Raw genomic sequence first — 17,004 nt, 5'->3', positions numbered from 1 at the left:
CCGGACATCTTCGTCCGGCGCAACCCAGAAGCTTTTGTCACTTGCATGAACAAAAAGGAGACAGATGATGAGTGTGCGTGATCTGATTCCATGGGCGCGCAACAACGGCGATCAGCTTCCAACTCTATTGCGCAATAGCGACCTCGATCCGTTCCTGTCATTGCACCGGGAGGTGAACAGGCTGTTCGACGACGTCTTCCGTGGCTTTGACACTAGGCTGCCGGCTTTCGGCAGGTTAGGCGCTTCTGGCGCTGGCTGGCCCCGCGTCGAGATCTCCGACAACGATAAGGAAATCAAGGTCACCGCCGAAGTGCCGGGCCTCGCGGAAAAGGATGTCGAAGTCTTCCTGAGCGAGGGCGTGCTGACATTGAAGGGTGAGAAACGTTCGGAAACCGAGGATAAGGAAAGGCAATTCTCCGAGCGTTTCTATGGTCAGTTCGAGCGGCGCATCCCCGTTGGTCTCGAGGTCGAGGAAGACAAGGTCAGTGCGCGATTCAAAAACGGTGTGCTGACCGTTTCGCTACCCAAGACTGCGAAGGCCCAAACGCAGGCAAAGCGGATCGAGGTCAAGAGCTGAGCAGCGCAGGGGCGGTGGCATGAGCATGACTACCGCCTCGTCAATTAATAGGAACGAGTAGATTTGCTCTCAACTTAGCTTGGTTCAAGTCTGGCAATGAGCAAGGCATCATTTGAAAGGCCGGTCGTCTTCATGCTTCGCCCGAACTTGCTGCAGCGGGTTTCTAATGCGGCTGAGGCGTCCTATTTTCTCTTGCATCGCTGGCAGCAAGCAAAAGGTCCGGCATACCTGGCAGCACGCAACGCCTGTTATCTTGCCGCTCTCGGTCGGATGAGTGCCGATGACTGCCGGCGCGCTTTTGCTTTAGCCTTGGCTGAAGCGGGAATGTCGGATCTGGACGAATTCAGCGACGCCGAAGGCGTTCGGCCGACCGAGGTCGGGATATCGGCCCACCTGACGTCTGGTCAGCTCCAACGATCGGCCCGCAAAAATCCCAGTCTGTCCGAGAAACGGACAAGCCGGACCGGGAAAATGGGTCACGTCTGGTTTGTCACCGGCACAAAGGCCTGCGGGAGCTCGGCACATCTCAAAGAGCTTTCACGCGATCTGGCCATATCGGAAGCCGGGAGAGTTCTTCGGCCGATGCGCGAGCTACAAGAAGCCCGCGACCGGAATCTGGCTTCAATATGAACAAGATGATTGAAATCTACGAGGGGGAGAGGGCTGAACGGCTCGTAAGGCAATATGTCGAGCCCCGGGGCTTTCGTCCCATAACCTTCTGAATATAGCGTAAGGAGGAGAAAATGGTGAACATTGGTGATGTCGTTCGCGTCAAGTCCGACGCGGTTTCGTCGCTGTCAGAAATGTTCAGTGCCGAAACAACTTTCGAAGTGATTGCTTTGCATTTCGGCCCAGGCAACGATCCCGAGGGAAACGTTGATTTGAGGCGTCCGGACGGCACAATAGAATCCTGGTTTCCAGCCTCACGCTTAGAACGCGTGTCTGATCGTCATCGCAGTCGGCAGCAGCATTAACACCGACTTCGCGGCTTGGCGGCTCTGGGATTTGTTGCATCCGCCAAGCCGAGAAAATCGCGCATCCTTTTCCAAGTTGCTACTCCCTTGCGGAAGACGGGAGCAAAATGAACGAAACAAGTTCGCTGATCGATAAAACGAAACTTGAGGACTTGATACAGCGAGTCAAACAGAGCGAGGGGCGTGATCCCAGGCTGGACTGCGAAATAGCGGTAGCGCTGCAGTATGTTCCGGATGCCCTGGTAAAATACACCAATGTAAGAGCTCACCCATCATCAACGATCATCATGCTTTATGATTCACCGACGAAGGAGGAAACACCGACCTTTATTCCGATGCTGACCTCGTCGCTCGATGCAGTCGAAAAGCTGAAGGCATGGGGTAGGCAGAAATGGAAGATCGATGGGTTGCAGGCAAAGAATGGTGAATACATCGTGCGCGCAACGTCCGAATCCGGCGCCACAGTGCAAGCCGCGGCTAGTACGGAGGTTCGCGCCAGACTGGTTGCAGTCCTTCACACGTTTCAGCAGGACAGGGATTGAGCGGGCACAAATGCGAGGCTGATCGATCACAAGCTTGGTGGCAGCAACGATGAGCGCAGAAATGGCGACTTACGTCGGGATGAGGGTGTGCAAAAAATTTATTGTTCTAGCCTCTTGAAAAGGTTGCCACTCCTACCATTTCATTGCCCGTCGGGTGCCCAGTATGGGCCTGATGCGGACGTCAGCGGCGTCTGGCGTCCTGCTTGTAACCATGTTGCTTTGACGAGGATGTGGCTATGAGACCTTACGACTTCACGCCTTTTGCCCGATCGGCGATTGGGTTCGACCGCCTGTTTGACCTGCTCAACGCAGGTACTAGGGAGTCGGCCGAAGGCTATCCCCCCTATGATATCATCCGGACCGGCGAAGATAGCTTCCGGATCAGCTTGGCGGTCGCGGGCTTTAAGGCGAGTGATATAACCGTCACGACGCAGCAGAATCTTTTGACCGTAGCCGGACGCAAAGCAGAAGCGAAGAATGGCGTAGATTACATCTATCATGGCATATCCGCCGCGCCCTTCGAACGTCGCTTCAACCTGGCCGATTATGTCGAGGTCGGCAGCGCAAGGTTTGAAAACGGCTTGCTGCAAATCGACCTAGCACGACGGATACCGCAAGCCATGAAGCCCCGCCGTATTGAAATAGGCTCCGCTGAAGCCGTCGATAACGGTAGATCAGCCAAGGCAGCTTGAATGCTATGGTTCGAGGGCGTTAATCTGTCGCCCTCCGGCTACGGAGGATTCTGTCATGGAAAAGCGAGCAACAGGAAACGAATTCGATATTTCCCAGCTGCTTCATCCTGGATCGGCCTTCGATCATCCAAGGGATGTCGTGGCCGATCCGGATCTGACGCTGACTGAAAAGCGGGCCATCCTGGCGGCATGGGCTTCGGATGCGTGCGCGTTGGAGGCGACTCCGAGCCTTCGGGAGATCCGCAAAGGACGCGTCGTTGCCTTCGATGACATCATGGACGCGCTTCGCGCACTGGACGGCGACAGGGCGAATAGTATGTACCGCTACGATCGCGCGGCACGCCGTCGTCGAGCGGCCAATGGCCGACATTCGTCGGAGGGTGGTAGTCCATCCTTGCAGTGAAGCCTCACAAAGACTTCGTCGAAAAGGATATAAGCTGAGTGGTTGGCCAATATTCGTAGAGCCGGGTCGCTGCCGAGCCCGACAGGGCTTTTGAGTATTGGCCAGCCCTCCGACAGCGGTAACAAAGCTAAACTATGGACAGTGACCATTTTGGCAAACCGGTTCGTTTCCTGCTGGATGCCGGGCATTGGATTGAAATCCGTGATGTCATCGAAGCGCTGGCTTTCTTGCGCACGCGGTGGCCGGACGAGGGCGGCGATCTCTATGAGCATGCTTTGGATGTGTGCCAAAAAGCCATATCCGATCTCAAGAGTGTTGAAGCTGCGCGATTTGAGTTCGTCGATGCTCTGTCTGATGCCGGCTTTCTGATCGTTCGCGATTTCGAGCATCCGTTGATGGCGGCGACCAGTTTGGCACGTCGGGTCGCAATCCTCCGACCGGGAGCGCATCAGCCTGACTCAATGTTGAGCCGGCTGAAATCTGCCATTTCTCGAGCGGTCAGTTCGATGCTGGCCGCGCCCATGAACGTGTCCGCGAAATGCGCGCTGCCAGGATTGACAGGTAAGTAGCGGCCGAGCCTCAATCTCAACACCGTGAGCTCGTCTCCCATCCTTTGCGCCCCAGTCTGGTGAGTCCGAGGTGGATTACGGTCTCAGATCATCCGATCCAGAAAATGCCATGGTCTCAAGCCCAAGCCCGGACAATCTCGATCCGCTACGCTAGGCTCCGTCGGCGAGCTTCATGACGGGAATGCCGAGCTTGCGCGCTTTATCGGCAAGGTTCTCTTGAATCCCGGTACCCGGGAAGATGATGACGCCGATCGGCATGGCCGCCAGCATCCGGTCGTTGCGCTTGAAAGGCGCGGCCTTGGCGTATCTCACCCAATCCGGCTTGAAGGCGATTTGAGGTACCTTGCGATGGTCGGCCCAGCGCGCCGCGATCTTTTCGGCACCCTTTGGCGAGCCACCATGCATCAACGCCATGTCGGGATGCTTGGCGTGGATCTGGTCGAGCTTTGCCCAGATCAGCTTGTGGTCGACGGTGTCGCCACCCGAAAAGGCGATCTTCGGCCCGGCAGGCAACATAATCTCGGTTTCGGCTCGCCGCCTGGCCGCCAGGAAATCGCGGCTGTCGATCACCGCGGCGGTGAGGTTACGATGATTGACCATCGATCCGGTGCGCGGGCGCCAGCTTGTTCGGGTGTGCTGTTCGAAATGGTCGGCGGCCTGGTCGCGCATCAGTTCGAAGGCATTTCGGCGTTCGATCAGGGTCTGCCCTTCGGCGGTGAGGCGCTCGAGTTCGACCGATCTGACCTCGCTGCCATCCTGCTCGCCCTGGCTTCGCCGCTGCGCCTGCTCGTTATCGTCGAGTTGGCGCGCGATGCGGTCGCTCGCCCGGTGAAAGAGGTTGACGGTCGACCAGAGCAGGTCCTCGAGATCGGGTTCGAGGCGCGTGTCCACCAAAGTGGCAATCAGGGCGTCGAAGATGTCCGCGATGGCGCCGGCGACACGATTGCCGTCGGGGAGCGGCCGGGGATCGGGTTCGTTCTCGTAGGGCCGGTAGCCATAAAGCTGGAGTTCCTGCAACATGTGATCGAAGGGAGATGAGCCAGGTTGGCGTTCGTCATTGTGCGTGCTCATGGGATGCTCCGTCGGGGGACCGCGACCGTCGCGGCCTTCATGGCGACGAAACCCGCAGGCGGGCCGAACCTGCACCCGGCGCACAGCTCCGGGCCGAAGCGTGAGCGAAGGATGGCAAAGGCCGGCTATTTTGCTTGGCGATGCAAAGGCGGGCTCGTCCCGCTGGCGGAAAATAGTCGGCCGACGCCATTGCCTGTCCGGCCGGTTTGCGGCCCGATCGCCCTCTTGAAGGCCAAGGGTGGTCCCTCAAGGGCTTCAGGTATGAAGCAAACAACGATGATGGCAGCCGACGCGATCCGACCTTCCGACTATTTCAGCCGAGCATGAAACGGGCGACGTCCTCGGGCGCGAGGTGCCTCCGGATCTGCATGCGCACGGCATCTCGCCCAAGCGTCCGCAGATCCTCGTTGAAGTCTCCAAGCATAGGCGAAAGCGCCATCGTCTCGATCCCGGCAGTGTTGGCCCGTTCGATCAGCGAGTCTCGGGCACCGTCGCCAGCCGGATCGTTATCGCGGACGATGTAGAGCCGGCGCAAAGTATCGGGGAACAGGATCGCGGCAAGATGCGCTGCCGACAGGGCCGCGCAAGCCGCCATGCCGGGCATGAGCTCCCGCACCGACAGGACGCTCTCAATGCCTTCGCCTGCCGCCAGAACCTCGCGGGCATAGCCGAAGCGGACCGCGTGCCCGAGCAGATTGCCCATGGCCTTGCGCTGGACGTCGACCGGCGCCTTGCCGGACCCGTCCGGGGCGAGCCAGGTTCGATGCGCGCCCGTGATCCTGCCGCTGAGATCGGTGACGGCAGCGACCATGGCAGGCCAGGTCTCGGTCGAACCATGGTGGTCTGGCCGATAATAGCATCGAGGATGGAAGCGCAGGTTTGCCGTGCCGATCAAGGCCGTGACGCCACGGCCACGCAGATAGGTTTCTACAAGCGTATCAGCGATCGGTTGCGAGATGGCAAAGAGCCGCCGCGCCGCCGCGGGCGACCCAGACGGAACTGATGCACGACGCTGACACGCCTGCCGCTCCTCGAACTCGGGCGGTGGCAGACTGAGAAAGCGTCGGGCCTCCTTGATCACATCGGCGAAGTCGGCAAGGCCAAGCGCCTCACGGATCACGTCGAGGAGATCGCCGTGTTCCCCCGTCGCGGCATCGGTCCATTTGCCGGCTAGCCCATTCGGTGAGTCCTGCAGCCGCACGAACATCGAGCGGCCAGGCGTGTTGCGGATGTCGCCGACCTGCCAGTACCGGCCCTGGCGGCGACCGGCCGACAGATAATGGCGGCATACCGCCTCGGCGTGTTCGGCAAGCCGGCGCGCCAGATCTTGCGTCTTCGCCGTCATGGCGGCCTCCTCAAGAAAAAGGCCCGCCGGCAAAGCCAGCGGGCCAGGTGAGCCAAGTCGTGGGAGTACGGGTTAGGCTGCTGCGACCGCGTGAGGTGCGCCGATCGCCTCATCACTGTCGTCGATGGCGTCCTCGATGCCCATGGCCGTTATGCCGTCTTTCGCCGCCGTTTCCTCGCCGCCCGTTTCGATGACCGGCAAGCGCAGCGGTTCGGGCAGCCAGCCTGTATCGACGAGCAGCGTCTCGGCTTCACTCGCCATCTCGCCTTTCTTGAGATGGGCGATCCGGTCGGCGGCGGCTTGACCTTTCCCTTCCGTGACGGCCTGCAGGATGCGGGCCTTGGTGACGCGGCCGAGATAATGGCTGGCCGTCGGCTGCCAGCCGGCCTCCGCCATGTCGAGCCCGGTCGCCCGCGCCAGCCGGTCGGCCTGGGCAAGACGAAGCTTGAGGCCTTGCTCGCTGACGCCGCTGCCACCATACGGGTTGGGCTTCTCATGAAGGGCATTTACCCCATAGCTGACGCAATGGGCTAGCACGGCCATGCGGCTGGCCTCGTCGAGCCCGGCGAGCCAATCCCACAGCGCCTCGTCATCATCAGGAATCTCCTGCATCCAGCCCTGATGGCGTTCGGCGACGGCCTTGGCCGAGGGGCTGTCGCTGAGGTCGTCGGCCTGGCCAGGAAAGAAGACATGCCGGATAGAGACCTCCAGGCAACCTGTCCCAGACTTGTGCTGAAAGGTATCGCGGACGAGCTTGTGCAGCAGCATGGTCGTGGCGACCTGCGGATTCTGCGCCACGGCATCGCGTAGCGCCAGGGTGCGATGGGCGGTCAGTTCGATGAGGAGGCGTTCGGGCAACGCCTTGATGCCATCATCCTCTTCCTCCTCGTCAACCGAGGCCGGTTGTCCGCCGATGGTAATGACGGAACGTCGAATGGCGTGCGCAACCGGATCGTCGGCGTCGCCATCGGCTTCGTTCGCATCCCCCTCTCCTCCCGTGACCGGCACTTCATCCTCGGGGCGAATATAGCCACGGTCGACCAAAAGGGATCCATCGGCATTGATGCTGACAAAAGCGCCGGCGATAGCGATCTCTGCAGGCTCAAAAGAAACAGGCCGCTTGTCGAGGGCCTCCATCGCCGCCTCCAACGCACCGAAGCGCCGATCAACCGCATCCGGCAGCTCCTCGATGCCGTCATGCTCGTCCGACAGTTGGTCGTATTCGGCCTGCAGGGCATCGCGTGCCATCCGATCCTCGTCGGTCAGGTCGATGATCGTGCCGACAAGTTCGCGCAATCCATGGCTGGCGCCATAGGGCATGTTCACCGCAGCCTCGACCCACTTCCAGCCTTCCCCCGCAATCTCGTCGGCCGCGGCCTTGAGCTTTTCCGTCACCAGCCGGTCGAGCAGGCCGACATCCTGCAGCCAGCCGCCGTCGTCGGACTGGAACAGATCGCGCAACACGATGCCGCCGGCCGCTTCATACTGCTCGATGCCGACGAACACCGCCCGCTTGTCACAGGCGCGTACCGTGGTCTCGGTCAGCAGACGCCGGATATGATAGGGATCCTTCTGCCAGCTGTTGCGGATGGCGTCCCAGACCTGTTGCTGGCGCTCATAATCTTGGCAGACCGTAAAGGCCATCAACATCTCCAGCGTCATGCCATCCTCGGCATAGACCTCGAGCAATACCGGCGAAACCGCTGCCAGGCGCAGGCGCTGTTTGACCACCTGCACCGGCACGAAGAAGGCGGCGGCGATCGCCTCCTCGGTCATGCCCTTATCGCGCATGGCGAGGAAGGCCCGGAACTGGTCGAGGGGGTGCAGCGGAGCCCTCTCGATATTCTCGGCAAGCGAGACCTCGTCAACCAGGATGCCGCTTTCCGCGTCCGAGACCACGCAGGGCACTGGCGCAGCCCTTGCAAGGCGCTTCTGCCTGATCAGCAACTCCAGGGCCCGGTAGCGGCGGCCGCCGGCGGGGACCTCGAACATGTCGGTCTCCACCCCCTCAGCATTGAGCACCGGCCGCACATGCAGGCTCTGGATCAAGCCACGGCGAACGATGGATTCCGCCAGTTCCTCGATCGAGACGCCAGCCTTGACGCGCCGGACATTGGCCTGGCTGAGCACCAGCTTGTTGAAGGGAATGTCGCGCGACGACGACAGTGTGATCTTCTGAACGGCATTCGCCATGATGTTCACTCCGCGACGGGCGCCAAGAGACCATCTCTGCGGCATCAAACCCGTCACGAAACCAAGCGCCGCCCTCGAACTCTGGAGGGCAGCGCCACAGGACAACCGAAACGGGAAGGCGCCAGACGCAGGGCCGGCCCCAGAATACCGCGGGCACCGCTCCAGCCGAACCCTCAGCGTGCTCGGTCGAGCAGCTTTTTGGCCTTGCACTCGAGTTCGAGCCGGGCATCCTGGTGGGGTCTGTTGCGCGCAATGGCGGTAATGCCGGCCACAAAGTCAAAGATCGTTTCGGGCGGGCGCCCCTCCTCTGCCAGCACCGTCTCGATGATCCTGACGGTCTCGGCCTTGGAGAAACCGCGCTTGCGCAGAAACTCCGAGCGGTCCTCATCGGATCTTGCGACGATCCGCTCGCGCGCCGCCTTGATGCCGTTGACGAAAGGCATGGGTGAGGAATTGGCGAAGTTCAGCAGTGCCGGTGCGGCCTCGTGAGCAAAACGCGAAGCGGCATATTTGGAATGGCGGATGGTGATTTCCTCGAAATCCTCGACGCCCCACAGATTGCGGTTCTGGCAGACGGCCCTGAGATAGAAACTTGCCATCCCAAGTGTCTTTGCCCCGACCTCGGAGTTCCAGCAGTAAAATCCGCGAAAATAGAGATCCGGCGATCCGTCCGGCAATGTGCCGGCCTCGATGGGGTTGAGATCATCGACCAGGAAGAGAAAGACGTCACGATCGGAGGCATAGAGCGTGGTCGTGTCCTTGGTAATGTCGACACGCGGATTGTAGATGCCCGTCGACCAATCGAGCACACCGGGTACCTTCCAGCGGGTGTCGCTGGTCCCGTTGCCGGCAATGCGCTGCACGGCTTCGACCAGTTCATGATCATAGATGCGCCCATAGTCCGGGCCAGTCACGGCCCGCAGTTCGAGCCGGCCATTGTCGGTTTCCAGCGTCTTGATCTGCTCGGCCCGGTGGGAGGCCAGACCATACTGTAAATTGATGCCCGCAAGAGCGGCCGGAAGCTGACGTAGATAGGTGGCCGGCGCCCCGACCTGGCTCGCAAGCTGACCGAAGCTCCAATGCGTGGGGGCGACGGGCGCATCCGAATCCGGCAGGATCAGTGACAGCCGCCCGGGATCATCGCGGCTGGCCTCGACATGGATCAGCGCACTCTCCACAACACGGGTGCGACTGCGCTCAGACCGATCGCGGACGGAGCGGGCCAGTTCTGCGAGCGATAGATATCGCTCATCCGCCGGGCGCGAAAACCATTCCGAGGAAACCCGCCCGATGCGCTCGCCGCGGCTCGCATCCACCCTGTAGCCACCACTCGGAGCGCGACCGCCAGCCTGTGTTCCAACCTGGGTCATGAGACCAATCTCCATGACGGGCACCGGAAGCTTCTCTCCCAGCCTTCAACCCGTCGCGGAAATTCCGTCCACCCTCTCACTCTCACGGGAGCGCCGTACCGAGCCCCGAACCCGCGCCGGCCGGGCCAAACCTGATCCCGCTTTATGCGGCCCGCCTTCAAGACAGAGCGATTTCCGAGAGACGTTCAACGAAATCATGAAAGGCGAGATGGCCGTACGAGCACCGCGGCTGATGATTGCCGCCATGTGCACGGCGATCTGGCGGCAGGCTTTATGGGTGATTGCCCACCGAAGACTTGCTGGCGCCTTGGCCCTGACGTAGGCGGCTATCGCTACTTTGTGTGTGGCGAGAGATCGGCCGACATGGCACTGTTGCGGCAGCCCCAAACACCTCAGTCGTTGGCGTTCGAAGCCCTGAGTTCGGCGAGGAATGCCCTGCCAATATCGAGGACCTGCGTCGCGGCGACTGGATCGATATCAGCACCATGCGAGGCTTCATTTATGACGCGCAGAGCGTCGAGCATCTGGTCAGTGCCAGCGGGCGTACGACCATGGCGCTGCAGGTCTTGCAACATGGTCATGATACCGACCGGTTGGCTTACCGCGATGCCTCTGGATGCGACGAGGTCACGGAGCGCACGTTCGATTTCGATGCGAAGCTTGACCACCGACATCAACGGGAACTCGCGTGCAAACTCTTCGGCCGTCGGAAGATCTCCTTGAAGCTGAGGCGGCAAAGCCTGAGAAAGCAGATATTGGGCAACGCCCATGGGTTTGCTGGAATCGCGCAGCGCATATTCCACGATCACCTCGTTGCGTCCCTTGCAAAGAATGATGCCGATGGAGGGTTTGTCATCCTGGTGGCGCAGTTGGTCATCGACGGCGGACAAATAGAAGTTCATCTTACCCGCAAATTCGGGCTTGAAATCCTCGATCTTCAATTCGATCACCACGAAACAGCGCAAGCGGAGGTGATAGAAGAGCAGGTCGAGATAATAGTCCTGGCCGCCAACCTCGAGATGATACTGACTGCCGACGAATGCAAAGCCCTTGCCGAGTTCGAGGATGAGCAAGCGCAGATGCTCGATAAGCCCGCGTTCCAGATCCCGCTCCTGCATCTGAGGGCCGAGCGAGAGAAAGTCGAACGCATAAGGGTCTTTGAGGATCTGCTGCGCCAGCTCGGATTGCTCAGCCGGCAGGGTGTGCGAGAAATTGGTCAGCGCACTGCCTTGACGAGCGAAAAGATTGCTGTCGATCTGGTGAGAGAGGACATTCCGGCTCCAGCCATGTTCGATCGCCTGTCGGGCATACCAGGCGCGCGTCTCGGGTGCCCTGACCGCGTCGAGGAGGCGCAGGTTATGGCCCCATGGCAGTAGTGCAACAACCTGTTGCACAAATTCACCGTCCGGCCAGGCTTCGGCGAAGGTGCGCATATATTTCAGATTTCTCGCCGATAGTCCCGTCATCTCAGGGAAGGCCCGGCCGAGGTCCTCGGCCAGGCGCTCGATGACCTTGGTGCCCCAGCCCTCGCGTTCCTGCCGCCCCAGAATGTCGCGACCTATGCTCCAATAAAGAACGATCAGTTCGCGATTGACCGAAAGGCCGGCCCTGTGTCTTGCCGCGGCGATCTTCTGCTTCAAATCGCCGACGAAGGCGGAATAGCTGCGAGCATCGATCTCGGCGGCCGATCCGCCACTTCCGACGCGAGGGGTTGGAGATTTAGACACTGCGGCTCACTCTGCCATCTCCCTGCGCTTAGGCGATGACTTGGAAAGGAGGTGGCCACTGGCGAACCTGTCGCCATCGGACAGGTTTTCTCGGTTTCGGCTTGTCCGGGTGCATGCGAAAGCATGAAGGATCACGATGTCGATCATGCCTGGCATACTGTTTTCTCCTGTTCCGCAACCAGAATCGGTCGAGGAAAAGCAAGGATAACCCACCGAACATATAAAGGCGTCTTCTATCCCTTCAGGCATTCCGATTTGCCGTATACGTATCCAGTTCATCCATCGCAATGGTCAGAACTCAAAGCGCCAATGCGGCCTGCCCCGGCTCTTCCCGATAGCGCTCGACACGAAAAGTCCCTTTTGGCAAAGGCCGCAGCAGCTCGGCTTCTCGCCGCGTCAGGTCGAGCCATGCGATCCGCTCTTCCCGACGCAACACCGCCATCTGACGATCCTGATACAGCGCGATGTCATCATTGGCCGCAATCGTCAGAATTGCGTAGGATTCCGGCCAGTCGCGGGTTGCTGGGCGCCAAATGCCCGCAAAATAGAACCAGTCGCCATCGGCAAGCCGGTAGCGATAAGGCTTGCCGTTCACGCGGTTTCGGAAGCCGGCACCAGGCAGCGGAAGCTCGGGAAACTGCGCCCCTCTGAGCGAAGGAGCGTAAAGGCCCGCCCGCCCACTTCAAGCGGCTGCAAGCCCCAGGGTCGCTCGACCATCTCAACACCGCGGCCATCTCGTCTTATGATGACGCGGCGATCGTCGAGCGACGTGGCTGAATCGAAAGCCGCTGCGCTCATGATGCCCAAGAACATAACAGGAACACGCTCGCTTGACAATGGCGCGGGTATGGGAGGGTGGATGTGCAATGACTACCGCTTGCTGGTCGATCTCGCATCGGTCATGGAGGATTTCGCGGACCTCAAGATCAAGATCCGTTTTTCGGAGGGGCGTCCGAACTTCGAGGCTCGGGAGGACATCAAGATCACCAATGTCGCCCCGATCGTCAAAAGCGTTCCGGACATGCGCGGCGAAGGCGATCTGGTGAACCGCCGATGGAGCTGGCCGGGGAGCAACAAGAAACCCCGCCTGTGTGCTTGAAGGTCGCCATGGATTTGCGCAGCAGATCGGCCTCGCCGGGCGTGAAGCCAGCGCACTCGATCGCAACCCGCATTGCCTGCTCCTGAAACAGCGGCACGCCAAGCGTCTTGCCCAACACCTTTTCGAGCTCGGGCTTGGGATTATGGACGGGCTCGATGCCATCGCGTCGCCGCAGATAGGGATGAACCATGTCGCCCTGGATCGGCCCGGGCCGGACGATCGCAACCTGGACGACAAGATCGTAAAAGGTCCGGGGCTTGAGACGCGGCAGCATCGACATCTGCGCGCGGGACTCGATCTGGAAGGTGCCGAGCGTGTCCGCCTTGCGGATCATGGCGTAGGTGCGCGGATCTTCAGCCGGGATGGACGCAAGGTCGAGCGCGATGCCCTTGCGCTCGGCCAGGAGATTGAGACCGCGCTTCATGCAGGTCAGCATCCCCAGCGCGAGCACATCGACCTTCATGAAGTGCAACGCATCAATATCGTCCTTGTCCCATTCGATGACCTGGCGATCCGCCATGGCGGCGGGCTCGATCGGCACCAGATCGTCCAGCCGATCGTGGGTGAGGACAAACCCACCGGGATGTTGCGACAGATGGCGGGGGGCGCCCTGAAGCTGACGGGCGAGATCCAGTGTCAGCCTCAGCCGTCGATCGGCGCTATTCAGATTGAGCTGTTCGACCTCGCCTTCGGTGACGCCCTCCTCCGACCAGCCCCAGACCATGCCTGACAGCGTCTTGATCAAATCCTCCGGCAGGCCGAGCGCCTTGCCGACGTCGCGCAATGCTCCCTTGGTACGGTAGCGGATGACGGTCGAGCATAGGGCGGCATGATCGCGGCCATAGCTATCGAGCACCCATTGCATCACGATCTCCCGCCGTTCATGCTCGAAATCCACGTCGATATCGGGTGGTTCGCGGCGCTCCTCGGAGACGAAACGCTCGAACAGCAAATTGTTGCGGCCGGGATCGATCGAGGTGATACCGAGCACGAAACACACGGCCGAGTTCGCCGCCGATCCCCTGCCCTGGCACAGGATGTCCTGTGAGCGCGCGAACCGGACGATCGAATTGACCGTCAGGAAGTAAGGCGCATAGCCAAGCTTTTCGATCAGCCGCAATTCGTGCAGGAGGGTCGCGCGGACGCTGTCCGGTAGCCCCTCGGGATAGCGCCGCTCGGCGCCTTCCCAAGTCAGCTTCTCCAGCGTCTGTTGCGGCGTCAGCGAGGGATCGTCCCTCTCCTCGGGATATTGATAGGCAAGTTCGTCCAGCGAAAAGCGGCAGCGCTCCGCGATCTCCCGCGTCCTGGCCAGGGCTTGCGGGTAGCGGGCGAACAGACGATGCATTTCTTCGGGAGGTTTGAGATAGCGGTCGGCATGGCGTTCGCGACGCTCGCCCAATTCGTCGATCGTGACATTGTGGCGGATTGCGGTCACGACATCCTGCAGAACGCGCCGACCGGGTTCGTGGAAGAGCACGTCATTGGTGACCACGGTCGGCACGCGCATCTGCGCAGCCAGATTTGAAAGATCGTGCAGCCGCAGTTGGTCGTTGGGCCGGCGCCGCAAGGTGAGCGCTATATAGGCCCGATCACCAAAGGCCTCACGCAGGCGGCGCAGGCGCAGGCCACATTCGGCATCGGCGACATCCGGCAAGAGCACGGCGACAAGGCCGTCGCCATACGTGACCAGATCGTCCCAATGAAGGTCGCACTTGGCCTTGCCCGCCCGTTTCTTGCCGAGCGAGAGAAGCCGGCATAGTCGCGCATAAGCCGGGCGATCGGTCGGATAGACAAGGAAAGACTGGCCATCGGCAAGATCGAGCCGGCAGCCGACGATCAAGCACACGCCCGTCGCCCTGGCCGCCTCGCGGGCTCGAACGATCCCCGCCAGCGAATTGCGGTCGACGACGGCCAGCGCCTCGATGCCGAGGCAGGCGGCGCGGGCAAACAGTTCGTCCGCGGACGACGCACCGCGCAGGAAGCTGAAATGGCTGGTGACCTGAAGCTCGGTATAACGGGCGCTCATCCGAACACCCCGTGAAGATACCAGCGCTGCGAGCCGGTGGCGGTATCCTCGCCATCGCCGGCGCGATAGAGCCAGTAGCGCTCACCGGCCTCGTCCTCGACCCGGAAATAATCGCGCACCGCCACGAGTTCTGCCTCGCGCTTCCACCATTCGCCGAAGACGCGCTCGGGCCCGTCGGCGCGCTTGACGCGCCGGCGCACGCCGCGCCAGATGAAGGAGACCGGCGGATGATCCGGCAGGAGCGCCACGGTGTCGATCGGTTCGGGACGAACCAGCAGACGCGAGGGCCGCGGCCAGTGGCCTGGCCAGGTCGCGCCCGTGTCGGGCGCCATCGCCGCTATCCGGCACACCGAGCGCTCCGGCACGTCGCTGGGAACGGGTGCCGCCCGATAGATGGCGCGTTCGCCGACGCGGTTGGCGAGCGTGTCGACCAGATCGGAAACATCCGGCGTGACAGCTTCAATCAGGCTGCTGGTCACCTGCTTGCGCTCCAGCGGCTCGGCAATGGTCGCACCGAGCGTCATGACCTCGATCCCGAAGCCCGGATCGATCGTCTCGATCTTGTCGCACAACAGGCGGGTCAGGCGTTTTGCGTCACGCACCGGCTGCGCCATGCCGACCCGTATGGCTGCAATGCGGCTATCGACACGATGGCAGAGGAGGTCGAGACGTCGCGCGCCCCTCCCCTTCTCCTCGAGCGCGGCGCAGAGCTTGTCGACGAGTTTGCCGACATAGCGCGCGATGGTCTCGGCAGCGCCGATCGGCTCGGGAAATGCCCGACGCACCTCGATCAGATCGGGCGAGCGCACCGGGTCGATCGGCTCGGCCAACGCTCCCAGCGCCTGGTCGAGACGGCGCGCAAGCTCCGGCCCGAAACGAAGCAGGAGCGGAGCGCGCGGCTGCGCGAGGAGATCGCCGATGCACTTGAAACCCAGCACGCGCAGGTCAGTCGACGTCGCTGGCGGCAATCGAAGCGCTTCCAGCGGCAAGGCCATCAAGACGGGCCCGCCATGCCCCGGTGGCGCGACGATGCTCGGCCTCGCCGCAAAGCGCGCCAGGGCGTGAGCCGCACCCCAGCTATCCGCGACGGCGGCGCATGCTCTCACGCCTGATTTGGCGAGCCGATCGATCAGCATATCGAGCATGGCCTGCTCGCCGCCGTGGAGATGGTGGGCACCGGTCGTATCGATGACGATGCCATCGGGAGGATCGGCAGCGACGATCGGGGCGAAGCGTTGCAATGCCCACAGCGCCAGGCGGTCCAGGGCAGCCGCATCCTCGACGGGGTCGGCATCCCCGACGATCAGGCCGGGAACGAGAACCTGCGCTTTGGCTGCGGGCATGCCGACGTGAAGACCGGCGGCCTGGGCAGCAGCGTCCGCGGCCACCACGATGCGCCGGCTTCCTTCCCGGCCGATCAGGACGAGCGGCGCCTCAGGCGGAGGCGCCGCCTCGCCAGCCTTGCGCCGCAGCCTGTCGGTGGACCAGGTCGGCAGGAAGAGCGAGACAACCCGTGACATCGCATGCCTCCAATTCGAAATCGGCACTTTCGCCCGCACGGGCACGGATCAGTTCCACGAGCCAGCGATGCCGGCCGACACCGGGAACAGGCAGCGTTTGCGACGGCAAAACCGAAATTCGCCAACGCGTCATCGCGGCGGTCGGTTGGCCAAAATCGGCAGTGTCCGCATGCCGCCGCCAACGCCGAAGCGCGATGCCGATCGCCCCGGTTCCTTCCGAACAAAGCTGAAGCCGGCGCGAGGCGGTCATCGACAAGCGGGCGACTTCGGCGACGGCAGCGCCGAGACCGCCATGGCGAAGGCCCTCCTCCATGCAAGCGAGCACCGTCTTGTCGTCGCCAGCCTCGACATAGATCACCCGGTCCGGTGCGAGGCCGGCCTGGGCGAGCGCCGGCGCGAAGAGGTCCGGCCGTGTGATGCACCACAAAACCTTGCCGCTTGTGCGCGCGGCGATGCCTGCGGCGAACAGGGCAGCGGCCGCACCATCGACCGCACCGTTGCCACCGCCAGCCACCTCATGAAGCGCACCGCGTGCCAGCCCTCCGCCTGGAAGCCGTGCATCAACCTCGGCGATCCCGAACGGGAGAACCGATCGTGCGCGTCGCCCCGTGCCCTCGATCTGTTCGATCTGCCCACGCAAGGACGCTATGGCCGCCTCGGATCGCAAGCTCCCTATCAACCTCCAAAAATAGCTTCACCATAATGTTCACTATTTGTTCTGATTTTCCAGCGAGAGAGTCAAGGAAGATTCCACCCGCTCCCTCGAGGCAAGTACGCAGTGCTCGTTCTTCCAGAGGGTAGGGCGCGGTCCCCCTGCATGGGCTTGCCCAAGTTCGGTCGTGAGAGGGCGCTAAACGCGGGGCGCTGGGAGGCGAGACCTGGAACGTTGACGAACG

General features: G+C 61.7%; 15 protein-coding genes and 2 pseudogenes. 8 read left to right on the top strand and 9 right to left on the bottom strand.

The genetic code is table 11. The features are described 5' to 3' along the window. Positions 1 to 67 precede the first annotated feature (67 nt). The 7 genes from ACN6KF_RS27945 to ACN6KF_RS27915 all read left to right on the top strand — a co-directional run bounded on the left by ACN6KF_RS27945 (position 68) and on the right by ACN6KF_RS27915 (position 3,757). Positions 68 to 577, top strand: a complete 510-nt coding sequence (locus ACN6KF_RS27945) for an Hsp20/alpha crystallin family protein (protein ID WP_434961326.1) — start codon at positions 68 to 70, stop codon at positions 575 to 577. 96 nt (positions 578 to 673) lie between these two features. Then, complete coding sequence (locus ACN6KF_RS27940; protein WP_434960164.1) at positions 674 to 1,207, top strand: DUF982 domain-containing protein; 534 nt, start codon at positions 674 to 676, stop codon at positions 1,205 to 1,207. Between the two features lie 113 nt (positions 1,208 to 1,320). Continuing rightward, positions 1,321 to 1,551 (top strand): hypothetical protein, encoded by a 231-nt coding sequence (locus tag ACN6KF_RS27935; RefSeq protein WP_434960163.1) that lies wholly within the window; start codon positions 1,321 to 1,323, stop codon positions 1,549 to 1,551. 107 nt (positions 1,552 to 1,658) lie between these two features. Then, entirely contained in the window at positions 1,659 to 2,093 is a 435-nt protein-coding gene (locus ACN6KF_RS27930; protein ID WP_434960162.1) for a hypothetical protein, read from the top strand. Between the two features lie 236 nt (positions 2,094 to 2,329). Further along, entirely contained in the window at positions 2,330 to 2,785 is a 456-nt protein-coding gene (locus ACN6KF_RS27925) for an Hsp20 family protein (protein WP_434960161.1), read from the top strand. Positions 2,786 to 2,840: 55 nt separating this feature from the next. Further along, complete coding sequence (locus ACN6KF_RS27920) at positions 2,841 to 3,188, top strand: hypothetical protein (RefSeq protein ID WP_434960160.1); 348 nt, start codon at positions 2,841 to 2,843, stop codon at positions 3,186 to 3,188. A gap of 134 nt (positions 3,189 to 3,322) precedes the next feature. Next, positions 3,323 to 3,757 (top strand): DUF982 domain-containing protein, encoded by a 435-nt coding sequence (locus ACN6KF_RS27915; RefSeq protein WP_434960159.1) that lies wholly within the window; start codon positions 3,323 to 3,325, stop codon positions 3,755 to 3,757. Positions 3,758 to 3,907: 150 nt separating this feature from the next. Here ACN6KF_RS27915 and ACN6KF_RS27910 read toward each other — a convergent pair whose 3' ends face one another. The 6 genes and pseudogenes from ACN6KF_RS27910 to ACN6KF_RS27885 all read right to left on the bottom strand — a co-directional run bounded on the left by ACN6KF_RS27910 (position 3,908) and on the right by ACN6KF_RS27885 (position 12,264). Beyond that, positions 3,908 to 4,828, bottom strand: a complete 921-nt coding sequence (locus tag ACN6KF_RS27910) for a DUF2493 domain-containing protein (protein ID WP_434960158.1) — start codon at positions 4,826 to 4,828, stop codon at positions 3,908 to 3,910. 313 nt (positions 4,829 to 5,141) lie between these two features. Continuing rightward, positions 5,142 to 6,173 (bottom strand): DUF7146 domain-containing protein, encoded by a 1,032-nt coding sequence (locus tag ACN6KF_RS27905; RefSeq protein WP_434960157.1) that lies wholly within the window; start codon positions 6,171 to 6,173, stop codon positions 5,142 to 5,144. 72 nt (positions 6,174 to 6,245) lie between these two features. Next, entirely contained in the window at positions 6,246 to 8,366 is a 2,121-nt protein-coding gene (locus ACN6KF_RS27900) for a ParB/RepB/Spo0J family partition protein (protein ID WP_434960156.1), read from the bottom strand. 173 nt (positions 8,367 to 8,539) lie between these two features. Then, positions 8,540 to 9,736 carry a DUF932 domain-containing protein gene (locus ACN6KF_RS27895; RefSeq protein ID WP_434960155.1) on the bottom strand — a complete coding sequence of 399 codons (1,197 nt, stop codon included), beginning with the start codon at positions 9,734 to 9,736 and terminating at the stop codon, positions 8,540 to 8,542. Positions 9,737 to 10,128: 392 nt separating this feature from the next. Continuing rightward, complete coding sequence (locus tag ACN6KF_RS27890; RefSeq protein WP_434961325.1) at positions 10,129 to 11,376, bottom strand: PDDEXK nuclease domain-containing protein; 1,248 nt, start codon at positions 11,374 to 11,376, stop codon at positions 10,129 to 10,131. A 385-nt stretch (positions 11,377 to 11,761) separates the two neighbouring features. Next, positions 11,762 to 12,264, bottom strand: a pseudogene (locus ACN6KF_RS27885) (SOS response-associated peptidase family protein). 58 nt (positions 12,265 to 12,322) lie between these two features. Between ACN6KF_RS27885 and ACN6KF_RS27880 the strand changes: the two are divergent. Continuing rightward, positions 12,323 to 12,547, top strand: a pseudogene (locus ACN6KF_RS27880) (SOS response-associated peptidase); the annotation flags it as partial. Here ACN6KF_RS27880 and dnaE read toward each other — a convergent pair. Genes dnaE through ACN6KF_RS27865 form a run of 3 tightly spaced genes read right to left on the bottom strand, consistent with a single transcriptional unit; the run spans position 12,468 to position 16,784 of the window. Next, a complete protein-coding gene (gene dnaE, locus ACN6KF_RS27875) occupies positions 12,468 to 14,588 on the bottom strand; it encodes a DNA polymerase III subunit alpha (protein ID WP_434960154.1) in 2,121 nt (706 codons plus the stop codon). The pseudogene ACN6KF_RS27880 and the gene dnaE overlap by 80 nt on opposite strands. Continuing rightward, positions 14,585 to 16,108: a DUF6504 family protein gene (locus ACN6KF_RS27870; RefSeq protein ID WP_434960153.1), complete on the bottom strand. Its 1,524-nt coding sequence runs from the start codon at positions 16,106 to 16,108 to the stop codon at positions 14,585 to 14,587. Before ACN6KF_RS27870 ends, dnaE begins: the two co-directional genes overlap by 4 nt. Continuing rightward, entirely contained in the window at positions 16,023 to 16,784 is a 762-nt protein-coding gene (locus ACN6KF_RS27865) for an ImuA family protein (protein ID WP_434961324.1), read from the bottom strand. The genes ACN6KF_RS27870 and ACN6KF_RS27865 overlap by 86 nt, the downstream gene beginning before the upstream one ends. Positions 16,785 to 17,004: the final 220 nt, after the last annotated feature.

The organism is Labrys methylaminiphilus subsp. lupini (assembly GCF_051161885.1).
Taxonomy (GTDB): Bacteria; Pseudomonadota; Alphaproteobacteria; order Rhizobiales; family Labraceae; genus Labrys.
The sequence above is the reverse complement of the archived record's forward strand: the minus strand, read 5'-3'. Positions and strand labels throughout refer to the sequence as shown.

Coding starts and splice junctions, on each gene's coding strand:
- ACN6KF_RS27945 (WP_434961326.1), top strand. CDS start 68: ATGAGTGTGCGTGATCTGATTCCATGGGCGCGCAACAACGGCGATCAG.
- ACN6KF_RS27940 (WP_434960164.1), top strand. CDS start 674: ATGAGCAAGGCATCATTTGAAAGGCCGGTCGTCTTCATGCTTCGCCCG.
- ACN6KF_RS27935 (WP_434960163.1), top strand. CDS start 1,321: ATGGTGAACATTGGTGATGTCGTTCGCGTCAAGTCCGACGCGGTTTCG.
- ACN6KF_RS27930 (WP_434960162.1), top strand. CDS start 1,659: ATGAACGAAACAAGTTCGCTGATCGATAAAACGAAACTTGAGGACTTG.
- ACN6KF_RS27925 (WP_434960161.1), top strand. CDS start 2,330: ATGAGACCTTACGACTTCACGCCTTTTGCCCGATCGGCGATTGGGTTC.
- ACN6KF_RS27920 (WP_434960160.1), top strand. CDS start 2,841: ATGGAAAAGCGAGCAACAGGAAACGAATTCGATATTTCCCAGCTGCTT.
- ACN6KF_RS27915 (WP_434960159.1), top strand. CDS start 3,323: ATGGACAGTGACCATTTTGGCAAACCGGTTCGTTTCCTGCTGGATGCC.
- ACN6KF_RS27910 (WP_434960158.1), bottom strand. CDS start 4,828: ATGAGCACGCACAATGACGAACGCCAACCTGGCTCATCTCCCTTCGAT.
- ACN6KF_RS27905 (WP_434960157.1), bottom strand. CDS start 6,173: ATGACGGCGAAGACGCAAGATCTGGCGCGCCGGCTTGCCGAACACGCC.
- ACN6KF_RS27900 (WP_434960156.1), bottom strand. CDS start 8,366: ATGGCGAATGCCGTTCAGAAGATCACACTGTCGTCGTCGCGCGACATT.
- ACN6KF_RS27895 (WP_434960155.1), bottom strand. CDS start 9,736: ATGACCCAGGTTGGAACACAGGCTGGCGGTCGCGCTCCGAGTGGTGGC.
- dnaE (WP_434960154.1), bottom strand. CDS start 14,588: ATGAGCGCCCGTTATACCGAGCTTCAGGTCACCAGCCATTTCAGCTTC.
- ACN6KF_RS27870 (WP_434960153.1), bottom strand. CDS start 16,108: ATGTCACGGGTTGTCTCGCTCTTCCTGCCGACCTGGTCCACCGACAGG.